Origin of the sequence: Cohnella lupini (assembly GCF_003386205.1) — a bacterium.
Taxonomy (GTDB): Bacteria; Bacillota; Bacilli; order Paenibacillales; family Paenibacillaceae; genus Cohnella; species Cohnella lupini.
This window is the reverse complement of the sequence record NZ_QRDY01000021.1, coordinates 82,901-95,132: the sequence shown is the minus strand read 5'-3', so window position 1 is coordinate 95,132 and position 12,232 is coordinate 82,901. Positions and strand designations below refer to the sequence as shown.

Genomic DNA, 12,232 nt, shown 5'->3' with positions numbered 1-12,232 from the left:
GGAACGTCGTAAGCTTTTAAAAAACGTCAAGTTCAAAAACGGGGTGGCGGGCATTTTTTTTGCTTTTTTGAGGTACTCCATTTTCGTATAATCTCGGCTCCAATCGTCATCGATGGACGGAGATAGTTCGTTTTCGTTACTATCTCGGCTCCAATCGACTTCTGCGGGCGGAATTTGGCGGACATCGTACGACCTCGCCGATTCGCCGATTCGGCTTTTCGATCCCCCGGAATTACGTTACAATGGAACGATAACAGATTCGACATTATTTGCTCTAGAGAGAAAAGGAGAAAATATACCATGCCTTACCGCCTAATTGCCATGGATCTCGACGACACGCTGCTGACCGACGAGCTTACGGTGTCCGATAAGACGCGCAAAGCCATGACCGACGCTATCGCGCTCGGAGCCCATCTCACTATCGCGACGGGAAGAATGTTCGATTCCGCGCAGAAAATCGCCCGTCAAGTCGGCTTGAACGTGCCGATCATTACTTACCAAGGCTCGCTGATCAAAAATCTGCTCGACGAGGAAATCCTCTACGAACGTTCCGTTCCGGTCGACGTCGCCAAGCAGCTATATGCCTACTGCCAGGAGCATGGCCTGCATCTGCAAAGCTACATCTCCGATAAGCTATACGTTTCCGAAGACGGCGACAAGATCAAAGGCTATGCCAAGCAATCTAACATCCCTTACACGGTCGTTACGGATTTCGGCACCATCGTCAGCCAAGAAAATCAAACGAAATTGCTCATCATCGACGAACCCGCGAAGCTGGACGCGCTGCTTCCCGAGCTTAAATCGTTGTTCGGTTCCCGAGTGCACTTGACGAAATCGAAACCCAACTATCTGGAGTTCATGCATCCGGAAGGTACGAAAGGCCATGCGCTGCGCTTCCTCGCCGCCCACTACGGCATTCCGATGGATGAAACGATAGCGATGGGAGACGCCATGAACGACCACGAGATGGTTAACGCGGCAGGTCTCGGAGTCGCGATGGCAAACGCGGTACCCGCGTTAAAAGAAATCGCCGACTTCATCACCTTCAGCAACAACGACGATGGCGTCGCGCACGTTCTTCAGAAGTTCGTATTGAACGCATAACGGCAAAAAGCTGTCTCAAAAGTCACTATGACTTGAGACAGCTTTTTATTTATAACAGTCTACTGGCTGGCAAGAGCGTTCCGAGTCGCCAATATATATTTAGAAGTATCCAGCGGATTAACTCCCCGCCTAATTCTCTCGGCTTTCACGTCCGGCGGACAATCCTCGTAACCGTCGAAGAAAGTAGTCAGCGTGCCTCGACCCTTGGTCATCGAGCCAAGACGGGCCGGGAACTCGAGCGAGGTCGCCACCGGTAACCTTCCCTGTATTTCCATGCGCCCCTGCTTCACGATCGGAGTATCGAATTCCCCGCGCATGACGACAAGCTCGCTCATAAGCTTACCCCCGAACTCCTCCGGCGTCGATAAGCGAAACCGCAGCATCGGCTCCAGAAGCTTCGTTCCCGTATTGCTCAACCCGTCCATAATTCCCATCGGAGTAGCGATGACGAAATCCAACGGATGCGTATGCCAGACGTGATGCTCTCCTTCGATTAAAGTCACCTTCAAATCCGTCACGGGCCACCCCCGCAAACCTTGCTCAAGCGCCATCGGCACCCGCCTTGCTACCTCGTTCTGATAGCTGTCCAGAAGCTTCTCCGATCTGACGTTAGAGCTGTAAGTCATGCCGCTTCCCCGCTCTCCCGGCTCGATAACGAACCGCAAGATCGCCCAGCAAGGCTTGGGCATCGTATAAGCGACGAACCCTTCTCCCGGGCGAACGGGAGTTTCCTTATAGATTACGGTAGGAGAACCGAACATTACCTCCAGACCGAAGCGACTCTTGAGCATATGGCCGAGCACTTCCACTTGTATCGGCCCCATGACTCTTAAATGAAGCTCTCTGTCATCTTGAAGCCATTGCGTGTCGAGATGGGGATCTTCATCCGCCAGCTCGTGGAACGCCGCAACGACCGCGGGATATTCCGCTTCGTTGCGCCAATGCACCTGAACCGTCAACAAAGGCTCCGCGAGCCGCCTCTCTTCCGGAACACCTCCCGTATCGCCGATGATATCCCCGATTCTGACTCGGCTCCAACCGCACACGACGGCGATATCTCCGGCCTTCAATATGCCGACGTCCTCGCTCCGCTTTCCGTCGACCTTGCGAATCTGCGTAATCTTCTCGTCGATATCGAGCAGGCGATTGTGCACCGTATCTCGATTGCGCAACGTTCCTCCGTACAATCTGACATAAGCTAGACGACCCATCGTTGGATCCTTGTCCAGCTTGAACACGACGCCGGATAAAGGCGCATTCTCCTCGCCTGAGGGCGGAGGCAGCAAATCGACGATCGCATCCATCAGCTTGTCTATTCCTAAGCCTCGGTTGGCCGCTCCGAAAAGTATAGGATATAACTTAGCCTCGCTTACGCTCGTCCTAAGCGCGGACACTAACTCTTCATTAGCGAGGGTTCCTAGTTCAAAGTAACGCTGAAGCAAGGCATCGTCCTGCTCGGCGATTGTCTCCATGAGCCTTTCCCTGTCGGCTGACAGAGCTGCCGGTATGGATACATCCTCTCCCTCGCCTGTCTTGAGCAAATCGATAACGGATGCAAACCCGGCCTCGACTCCATCCGGAACCTGAATAGGAACCGCGCCGGCGGCTAACAACCGATGAATCCCGTTAACCGTTCTAGTCGGATCTGCGCCTATTCGATCCAATTTGTTCACGTAGATTAGAGTCGGAATTCTCATATCCCTTAAAGCCTGCCAGATAACCTCCGTCTGAGCCTGAACGCCTTCGACCGCGGAAACGATCAATACCGCTCCGTCCATGACCCTTAGCGAACGTTCCACTTCGGATAGAAAATCGACATGACCCGGGGTATCCACCAAATTAACGCGAACGCCTTTCCATTCGAATTCGGTGACCGCGGACCGGACGGATATTCCTCTCGTTCGTTCTACATCGAGCCAATCCGTCTGGGCGGTGCCGTTGTCCACGCTGCCTAAGGAGCGAATTCGCCCGCTGAGGTATAAAATCTGTTCGGTCGTCGTCGTCTTGCCCGCGTCGACGTGGGCGAATATTCCGACGTTTCGCAAATCCGTCCGCATATCGCGTCACCTCCACAAACCGGCTCACCCGATCTAACGATCGGGTGAGCCGGTTTAATCGATCTATTTTGTCATACTCCGAGCTTCTTCTCCATCGTAAGCGCCTTAACCGTTCCCGCCGGACGAACGACGAGCTCTTGATTCACGATCTCGTAGCCCATGTCCTGATACAGCACCAGGTTATTCTGCACGGATTGCCTTACTTTGCAACGGCTGATGTTCATGCCCTTGGTAATGCCTTGCTTCTCGATCCATTTCACCAACTGCTTGGCATAACCTCTTCTGCGCCGATTAGGCACGACGGACAAGCGGTAGAAGTAAATGGCGTCCCCGTCGTACTTGAACCTGACCATCGCCGTAGCGGTATCGTCCTCGTACAGGATGGCCGCGAACTCGCTTTGCTCCTTAAGCGCTTGGGCAATCGATTCGTCCGTTTCCTCGAGGGCGCTGGATGGCGGAATCGCGGTTCTGTATTCTTCGAACGCGATCATCATGAGCGAGTAAATCGTATCCGAATCTTCGGGCGTCGCTTCGCGTATGTACACTTCCGGATCTTTCTTAAGCTTAGGCTGGGTTTTCGCTTGGGGAACGACCTGCTCCTTGCGCACTTCGTCGGATTGTCCTTCCGTCGCTTCCGCTTCCGTCTCGATTACTTCTGCCGCCGGTTCTTCTCTCGTAACGCCAATGCCGCGGAAGTAGTTCCTGGTCGGGCGAAGAATGACCAATAGAATAAGAATGACCGAGAGGAAAAATTGAATGGGATTCGCTAAATAGGAAAGCACGAAGACGACGAACGTAATGATAATCGTCGGCAGGAATCTTCTCTTATTGATGAGATAAATCATGAATGCCATCGACAGGATGCTGACCAAGGAAAGCATGATGATCAGATTCTTGTTTTCCTCGACGCTCGGTTCCAAATCCTTCGAATTAAGGAAAGCGAATAATCCGACTACGAAAAAAGCGATCTTGAAATACAAAATGAAATTCATGATCCGAATGCTGGTTGGTTTTAACAATGTGAGTCCTCCCTATTTGCTGTCCTACAATGATTTCGTCGGAATAGTCCGCGTTTCCTGTTCTAATCCATTATTATAGCAAAAAAAACGGCCGAAAGTTATCCCGACCTCCATTACATGATTAGCCAAACACACAAGAGCTATCCGATTCCCATAGTATGTATAAACAAAGAACCCAAAGGAAGTGTTCAGATGCAATTCGAATCTAACTTGAGATCGAATATCGTCGAGGCGGCCAGAGACTTAAGCAAGGGCGGAACGAGGTTCGCGACGTTCAGGACGTCCTTCTGCAACAAACAGTATTGGCACTTAACGAACGAGGGAGGCTTCTTGCTCCGAAACGAAGTACCGCCGAGCGTCGGTATTCGGGATATTTTCCTAAACGGGCCGAAATACGGCTTCGAATGCGCGACCTCCATCATCATCGTGTTGTATAAGGGGGTCTTGGATACGATCGGCGATACCGAATTCGACAGGCTGTTCCCGAACTTGCTCTTGCACAGTTGGTATACCGACAGCGATCTAGGTCTCACGCAAGACGACGCGGGCAGCCAATATGCCAGGCCGGGCGACGTTCTCTATTTCAAAAACCCCGAGGTCAATCCGGATAAAATGGAATGGCAGGGGGAAAACGTCGTCAAGATGGGCGAAGACCTCTATTACGGCCACGGCGTCGGCATTAAACCCGCCGCCGGAATCATAGCGGCGCTCAACAAAAATCGGGTGCCCGGCGCAACCGTATCGGCGTATTTACTGGACCAAGTCACATACCCCGACTATACTTATTTATCTCAGTTCGTCCCCGCGAACGTCCGCTTGTATTACAATGCTGCCCAAAGGCGAACGGAGCTTGGCCTGGCCGACGCTGTTTCCGCCCGAATCGGTTCGCTGAGATTCATTAAACGGCACAGTGTCAGATAACGATCGACGGTACTCCGCACTTCGTTCGTTACTCGAACGGAAAAAGAACCTCGACCGGGCTCCCGGTCGGGGTTCTTCGCCAGTAAACGAGAAATGGGCTTTTATCGACCCGCCAACACCTGATACCATACTCCGCGCTTCGAATATAAGGTGTCCCGAACCTCGTCCCATCCCCCAAGATAATCGATCGTGAACAGCTGCGGCGGCTGAGGAAAGTCTTCTTGCATCCGATCGGCGAGCTGCTCTTGAACGGGACGAAATCCGTACTTCGCGAACAGCTTCTGGGCAGTATCGGAATATAAATACTGGACGAAAGCGTCGGCGGCCTCGCGTACGCCGTGACGGTCCGCATTACGGCTCACGACCGCGGCCGGATTCTCGATTAATATCGTGCTTGGAGGTACGACGATATCGTACCGAACGCCCTGCGCGATTCTTGCCAGCAATTCATTCTCGTAGGTCACGATAACGTCGCCGACTCCGTATTCGAAAGCGGCCATCGATGCGCGGCCGCTTTTGTCCATCGATTCGATGTTGCTATGAACGTCCTTCAGAAACTTCTTGGCTGCCTCCGGATCCTTGGTTCCGGTTGCGGCTTCCGATTTCTTCAAGCCGGCACCGTAGATCGCGTTGATGTCCCATTGCGCCCCGCCCGAAGTTTTCGGATTCGGGTACAATACTTTGACGCCGGGCTTGGTCAAATCGTCGAAATCTTTAATTCCGAGCGGATTGCCCGCTCTCGTACCGAGTACGACGATCGATCGGGTGACCATACCTTTGGTTTCCGTGTTGCTCCATTCAGGATCGACTAGCTCCGCCTTCACCAGCTTATCCATATCCCCTTCTAGCGCCAGCAGCGTAATATCGGCATCGAAACCGCCGACGATGGACCGCGCCTGGGTACCTGATGCTTCATAGGATTCCTGGAAGGCAATGTCTTGCCCCGTGCTTGCCTTCCATTCCGCCTTAAACTCGGGAAGAATTTCTTGTAGCGCGTCTTTGGCTACCGAATACGCTCCGATCACAAGCGTAACGTCGCCCTTCGGCGCGGTTTGATTCGATCCCGCTTCGGGCTCGTTATCTCCGCAGCCGACTATAGGAAGCATAATAGTCATTAATAGGAGTGCGGTTAGTCCAGATTTGCGCCTGGAAGTAGAACTACGGTTTCCCGTCTTCATAGCTGTCCTCCCGCGGTGCCTTCGAAGGCTCCCGCTCCGTCGATTAGATATGAACCGGCATCGGATCTTCCTTAAGTTTATTCTCCATGACCCAACTGTCGTTATCGTTGAACAAATACGCGCGATGGATCAGCACTTGTACCTCATCTCCTGGATGAAGGATTTCCTTCTCAAGCGACCTGTACGTCACCAGACGGGACGTGCCCACCTCGACTTCCACCAGCCATTCGCTCCCCCGGAAATGCACGTGTCGCACGCGCCCCGGCTCCGTTGCGGACAACAATTCGAAATCCGCAGCTTTTCCGACTTCGACGTACTCCGGGCGAATGAGGGCTTTCGTTCCCGGCCAATCCGATGCATGGCCGAACCCCTTCAGGGAAGATACGTCGTCCACGATCGTGGACTCTCCGATGAAGCCGGCCACGAACGGAGATTCCGGGTTTTTATAAATTTCCCACGGCGTACCCTTTTGCTCTAAACGCCCTTTGTTGATAATCATGATTTGGTCGGCGACCTCGATCGCTTCGTCCTGGTCATGCGTAACGAAAATGGAAGTAATACCAAGGCGATCGATCATATCGCGAAGCCACGAGCGCAGTTCATGGCGAATCTTCGCATCGATTGCCGCGAACGGTTCGTCTAACAGCAGCAGCTGAGGCTCGGGTGCCAAAGCTCTAGCGAAAGCCACACGCTGACGTTGACCTCCCGATAGTTGGTGCGGATAACGCTTCTCGAAGCCCGACAATCCCGTCAACTCGACGAGCTCGGCCACGCGCGCCTTGATCTTCGCCTTCGTCCATTTCTTGACTTCCAAGCCGAAAGAGATGTTATCTTCTACCGTCATATGCTTGAAGAGGGCATAGTTCTGGAAAACGAAGCCGATCCCCCTCTCTTGGGGCGGAAGATCGTTTACTCGCTTGCCGTGAAAGACGATATCACCATCGTCGACCGATTCCAGTCCCGCAAGCATCCGAAGGATGGAGGTTTTACCGCCGCCGCTCGGTCCGAGCAGTCCGATCAGTTGACCTTTCTCGATCTCGAAGCTGACATCCTTAACCGCTTGAAATTCTCCGAATTTCTTATTCAAACCGTTAACTTCGATATGCATATCAATGCACTTCCCTTCTCGATTTGGCCCATTCCATAAGCAATAGCAACGTTACCGATCCTGCTGCCAGTACGAGCGCGATAGCATTCGCGGACGTCAGGTTAAAGTTTTCGACGTCTTGATAGACGAGAGTGGTAGCGGTCTGCGTCTTGAACAATATATTGCCGGATACGACGAGCACGGCTCCGAATTCGCCTAACGCTCGAGCTACCGTAAGCACGACTCCATATACGACGCTCCATTGGATCGAAGGCCAGGTTACCCGCCAGAAAGTCGTCCAAGCGCTAGCTCCAAGAGTAGCGGCGGCTTCTTCCTGCGCGCTTCCGATTTCTTGCAGCACCGGCATGACTTCTCGGACTACCAATGGAAAAGTAACGAATAACGTGGCAATGATCATTCCGGGTAACGCGAAAACGATATCTATTCCCGCCTTGTTGAATAGCGCGCCGAGCGCCGTTTCCGGGCCGAGCAGGAGTACGATCATCAATCCGCCGATTACCGGAGATACGGCAAAGGGCAAATCGACGATGCTGTTAAGTAATCTTTTGATTCGTTTGCCCAGCCAAGTCGCCCTTACCAGATAGAGGGACAACATGACTCCGAACAGCGTATTCACGACCGTAACGATCACGACGATCAACCCGGTCATGAGCAGCGCATGCCGTGTTTCCGGTCTAGCCAATCCGTCAGCGAACCCGCTCCAACCTTCATTCATGGCGCCCATGGAGATACGAACGACGGGCACGATAAGAAGCAATCCGAACACGGCTACCGTTAAACCGATCCATAAGCGTCTCATCCGTTTCCCCCCCTCATCTGAACGTAATTAACCGTCCATAAAATAAGGAATGAAAAGGTCAGAAGCACTACGCTGACCGCCGTTGCGCCGATGGTATTGTCGCTTTCGATCTCCCCGAAGATGTATACGGAAGCGATAAGGGTTTTCCCGGGGATGTTACCGGCCACAAGCACGACTGCGCCGAATTCCGCCAACGCCCTCGAGAAAGCGAGCATCGCGCCGCTAAGAATGCCCGGAAGCATATTCGGCAGAATGATTTTCCAGAAGGTCACGGCCTTGGTTGCTCCTAACGTGTACGCGGCTTCCTCCTCGGAGGTGTCCATTTCTTCAAGCAACGGCTGGACGGCGCGAATAACGAACGGAAACGTTACGAAGATCATGGCGATTATGATGGCGGGCTGATGAAACAAAATCGTGAATCCGAGCTTTTCGGCCCATTCCCCTACCAAGCTGTGCGGCCCGAGAAGAAGAAGGATCATCAAACCCGCGACTGCCGTAGGAAGCGCGAAAGGCAGATCCACGAGGCTGTTCAGCAAACGCCGGCCCGGAAAACGATACCGCACGAGTACCCAAGCCGACATCGTGCCGACAAATACATTGATGATCGTAGCGATTACAGCAAGCTTAATCGTCAGCGTTACGGCTTTCCAAGCTAGCGGTTCGACAATATTATCCGCGAAAGTCGACCAACCGGCGGACAATGATTTCCCGTAAATTCCGAGAATAGGAAAAACGATCAATATCATAAAATAAAGCATGACGGCGCTGCGAAATCCCCAGCTCCACCATCTACTCTGCAGCATGGAACTCACGTTTGTCGTGTACCTCCTGGAGCCTCGAGAGCTATATATTAAATAATTCCTATTAAATTAGTGGGTATTATTACTTTACCAGAAAACGGCTAATTCCGTCAATGAAAAAGCTACTGCCCCGAGCCCATTTTATTAAAAAAACTAATACAATTTATTCGAAAGGCTTATGTATGGTGAAATGACGATATAACGCGAAAAAAAACGAAATAATATAATCAAGGAAGAGAAAAAAGAGGAGGATTGTCCATGCTGTTCAAAGAAACTTTGCGCACGGTGCGCCGAGATGAAATGGTCGACATTACGAGGCAGGTGGCATCCCGCGTTGCCCAGAGCGGCATGCAAGAAGGAGTCGTTATCGTTTATTGCACTCATACGACCGCCGGCATAACCATTAACGAGAATGCGGATCCGGACGTCAAGCTGGAACGTTCTCATGCGATTGAATGAGATTTATCCCTGGGAGCATCCGCAATACAGGCATTCCGAGGGAAATACGGCATCCCACCTGAAAGCTACTCGCCTTCGATGAAATAAGTTTCCGCTCCGGGCTCCAGAAAAGCTTGTCCCTGCGTGAAATCCGTTATCCAAGCTTGAAACCGTTCTGCTTCCCCTGACTCGGGGAGGCATAATACCCTAACGCGATCGGTAAACGATACCTCGCCGACCCTGAAGCCTCTTCCCCTAAGCTCGTTCTCCAGCTTCCCGTACCACCCGTAATCGACATCCACGACGACTTCTTGATGAAGAACTTTCACGATAGGATCGCCGGCATCGATGCCGGCTACGGCTCCATCCGTATACGCTCGGACCAAGCCGCCGGCGCCCAGCATGATTCCGCCGTAATAACGCGTGACCACGACGGCCACGTTTTTCAATCCGCGATGCTTGATGACTTCGAGAATCGGTCTGCCTGCCGTTCCGCTCGGTTCCCCGTCGTCCAGCGCCTTCTGGAATTGATCTCGTTCGCCGATCAGGTAAGCCGAGCAATTATGCGTTGCGTCCCAGTATTTTTTCTTCAGTTCTTCTATGAAAGCAACCGCTTCTTCTTCCGACTCCACGGGTTTCGCGTGTCCGATGAACCGGGATTTCTTGATGACGATTTCTTTCGATCCGTATTGCCTAACGGTCGAGTAACGCGATAACACCGGCAATCTTCCTTTCTTTAGTAAACAAATGCGCTAATTCTATCGTCTATATGATAACATAAAGAGATAGACACGACGCGGATCTCGAGTGCAAGTAAATGGCAATCATGCTATAATTATGTGTGGTTTAACGGGAAAATGCGGAGTAAGACAGTAGAAAAATACTATAGACGAGTTCGGAAAGGGGGGGCGGGGATGTTCTCCAAGCGACTGAAGCAGTTGCGGAAAAGTCGGAAGTTGACCATGCAGGAGCTGGCCGACTACGTCGGCGTGGCAAAAAGCACATACGCGGGGTACGAATCCGGATATCGGCAGCCGACGATCGAATCCATCCAGACGATCTCCAGAAAGCTGCGGACTTCGGCGGATTACCTTCTAGGGCTCACCGATTATCCGGAACCGCCAATCGAGCTTAACCATAACGCCAAAGAATATTTGAATTACGAACAGCTTCATTGGGACGGGGTACCTCTGGAAAAGGACGACCTGGATCTGATCCGCAATTTGCTGGAACGCGTGCTACGCGACCGCTCGCTGCCCAAAGATTCCGACTTATCCTCCCACTAACTGCGTTAACTTCGCTTTCGACTCCTTCCTTAGTTCCTCCTTCGATTCGATGAAAGTTTGCTTCCATTCCTCGATTAACGCCGGTGATACGGAATCGTGCTCGGCATTCTGGATCACCTCTTGGAATTCGCCGTCACAATCGGATTCCGCCTCCGAAAGCTTATTCGTCCACTTCTCATTCCAAGCTTGCAAAGCAACAGGATCCCTGCGGTCAAGCTGTTCCAAGCTGGATTCCGCTCCGTTTAATGCCTCCTTCATCTCTTTCGTGCATGCCGCTTGAACCTCTTTGATATCCTGTTCATATCGCTCCGTCAGGCTGATCGGCGAATTCGCCGGAGATTCGTCAGGCGAATTGACCGGAGATACGTCAGGCGAGTTCTGATCTGACTCAATAGGCAAGTCGGGCTCCGACTCAATCGGTGAACCTGAATCCGTTGGAACTGTTAAACCGGAATCTGGCTCGTCGTTGGATTCAGGATCCGCAGTGTTAGAAGTAGAATCGGGATTGTTCGTTGTGCCGTTCGATTCGTGCGCAGGGTTCAGAGCTTCCCCCTCCGGTTGTTCGTCGGTAGCCTCGTTTGCACCTTCGGCGGGTTCATCGTCCATTGACGTTTCCGAATCAGTTGGCGGCAGATCTCCCTCTAGTTCCGATAGCGGCGATGGCGACTCGCCGATAGAAGCTTCCGCTTCGGGTTGATCCGCATGGACGATCAATGAACGCCCCGAGGATTCGTTCCAATACAGCGCTGCCCATACGATAACTAGGAAGACAGCTATAGAAGCTAAAGTAGCGATAATCGGATCCGGCTTAAATGAACCGCGCCTTCTCGACCTGCGTCTTCGTTTATTTCCCATCGAGATTTAACTCCCCTTTCTATGAAATACTCTTTCAGGGATTTTCTTGTTTGGCTTCCTCGTAGCTTCTCCCTCTGCTAATTCCGTATTTTTTCGCTAGAGAGGACAATTCGTTATATTCGTCGGAAGATAACTTTCCAAGTAGCAATCGCTTTGCATCCTTTTTCTCATCCAAGGACAGACCGCCTTCAGCCATAGCCCGCAGACGCTTCATATCCGCCATGCTTAAGTTCTTGAGAACGACTTTGACCACGGAAGCTTTATCCGATACGGTCAAGTTATCCTTTACTTTCGCCACTTGCTCCTTCGTCACCGGTCCTCCGGGCTTTCCCGTTACACTCTGAACCAGCTGGGGCTTCGTATTTTCCAATTGCTTCTCAGCATCTTGAGATGAAGGTGGGGGCTCCGGCTGATCCTTCTTATCGTCCGAAGCGCGACTAGGACTTCCCGCTCCCGCATCCAGACTGCCGGACTCGAACGGTTTCGCCGCCTCGGTTACCTCCTCTTTAGTCGAATCGACGTTAGCTTCGGCATCCATGCCGGCAACGAACAAATCCATAACCCGGTTTACAGCGTAATCCGCCGTGAATAAACCTCCGACGACTAATGCGACCAATATTGCAATGCCGCCCGCCATTATTTTTTTGCGTCGTCCGTATCTTCTCAT

At 52.1% G+C, this 12,232-nt stretch carries 12 protein-coding genes and 1 pseudogene; 4 read left to right on the top strand and 9 right to left on the bottom strand.

The features are described from left to right. Positions 1-300 precede the first annotated feature (300 nt). Positions 301-1,104, top strand: coding sequence for a Cof-type HAD-IIB family hydrolase (locus DFP95_RS23880; protein ID WP_115995207.1), 804 nt, complete (start codon positions 301-303; stop codon positions 1,102-1,104). Between the two features lie 59 nt (positions 1,105-1,163). Here DFP95_RS23880 and DFP95_RS23875 read toward each other — a convergent pair whose 3' ends face one another. After that, positions 1,164-3,161 (bottom strand): GTP-binding protein, encoded by a 1,998-nt coding sequence (locus tag DFP95_RS23875; RefSeq protein WP_115995206.1) that lies wholly within the window; start codon positions 3,159-3,161, stop codon positions 1,164-1,166. Positions 3,162-3,232: 71 nt separating this feature from the next. Further along, positions 3,233-4,180 carry a GNAT family N-acetyltransferase gene (locus DFP95_RS29520; protein ID WP_245987920.1) on the bottom strand — a complete coding sequence of 316 codons (948 nt, stop codon included), beginning with the start codon at positions 4,178-4,180 and terminating at the stop codon, positions 3,233-3,235. 192 nt (positions 4,181-4,372) lie between these two features. Here DFP95_RS29520 and DFP95_RS23865 point away from each other — a divergent pair, with 192 nt between their 5' ends. Further along, positions 4,373-5,101 (top strand): protein-glutamine gamma-glutamyltransferase, encoded by a 729-nt coding sequence (locus DFP95_RS23865; protein ID WP_115995205.1) that lies wholly within the window; start codon positions 4,373-4,375, stop codon positions 5,099-5,101. 101 nt (positions 5,102-5,202) lie between these two features. Here DFP95_RS23865 and DFP95_RS23860 read toward each other — a convergent pair whose 3' ends face one another. Genes DFP95_RS23860 through cysT form a run of 4 tightly spaced genes read right to left on the bottom strand, consistent with a single transcriptional unit; the run spans position 5,203 to position 8,989 of the window. Next, a complete protein-coding gene (locus DFP95_RS23860) occupies positions 5,203-6,279 on the bottom strand; it encodes a sulfate ABC transporter substrate-binding protein (protein ID WP_115995204.1) in 1,077 nt (358 codons plus the stop codon). A gap of 43 nt (positions 6,280-6,322) precedes the next feature. After that, the gene (locus DFP95_RS23855; RefSeq protein ID WP_115995203.1) at positions 6,323-7,387 is read right to left on the bottom strand and encodes a sulfate/molybdate ABC transporter ATP-binding protein; all 1,065 of its coding nucleotides are present in this window, start codon (positions 7,385-7,387) and stop codon (positions 6,323-6,325) included. A gap of 1 nt (position 7,388) precedes the next feature. Beyond that, the gene (locus DFP95_RS23850; protein ID WP_115995202.1) at positions 7,389-8,186 is read right to left on the bottom strand and encodes a sulfate ABC transporter permease subunit; all 798 of its coding nucleotides are present in this window, start codon (positions 8,184-8,186) and stop codon (positions 7,389-7,391) included. Further along, positions 8,183-8,989: a sulfate ABC transporter permease subunit CysT gene (cysT, locus tag DFP95_RS23845; protein ID WP_425453321.1), complete on the bottom strand. Its 807-nt coding sequence runs from the start codon at positions 8,987-8,989 to the stop codon at positions 8,183-8,185. Before cysT ends, DFP95_RS23850 begins: the two co-directional genes overlap by 4 nt. Before the next feature lie 255 nt (positions 8,990-9,244). Between cysT and DFP95_RS23840 the strand changes: the two are divergent. Continuing rightward, positions 9,245-9,512, top strand: a pseudogene (locus DFP95_RS23840) (secondary thiamine-phosphate synthase enzyme YjbQ); the annotation flags it as partial. Here the strand turns inward: DFP95_RS23840 and DFP95_RS23835 are convergent. Then, entirely contained in the window at positions 9,511-10,143 is a 633-nt protein-coding gene (locus tag DFP95_RS23835) for a YigZ family protein (RefSeq protein ID WP_115995200.1), read from the bottom strand. The pseudogene DFP95_RS23840 and the gene DFP95_RS23835 overlap by 2 nt on opposite strands. A 195-nt stretch (positions 10,144-10,338) precedes the next feature. Here DFP95_RS23835 and DFP95_RS23830 point away from each other — a divergent pair, with 195 nt between their 5' ends. Beyond that, the gene (locus DFP95_RS23830; RefSeq protein ID WP_115995199.1) at positions 10,339-10,710 is read left to right on the top strand and encodes a helix-turn-helix domain-containing protein; all 372 of its coding nucleotides are present in this window, start codon (positions 10,339-10,341) and stop codon (positions 10,708-10,710) included. Here the strand turns inward: DFP95_RS23830 and DFP95_RS23825 are convergent. Continuing rightward, positions 10,696-11,565: a hypothetical protein gene (locus DFP95_RS23825; protein WP_115995198.1), complete on the bottom strand. Its 870-nt coding sequence runs from the start codon at positions 11,563-11,565 to the stop codon at positions 10,696-10,698. The genes DFP95_RS23830 and DFP95_RS23825 overlap by 15 nt on opposite strands. Before the next feature lie 34 nt (positions 11,566-11,599). Then, on the bottom strand, positions 11,600-12,232 hold the full coding sequence (locus DFP95_RS23820; protein ID WP_115995197.1) for a hypothetical protein: 633 nt from the start codon (positions 12,230-12,232) through the stop codon (positions 11,600-11,602).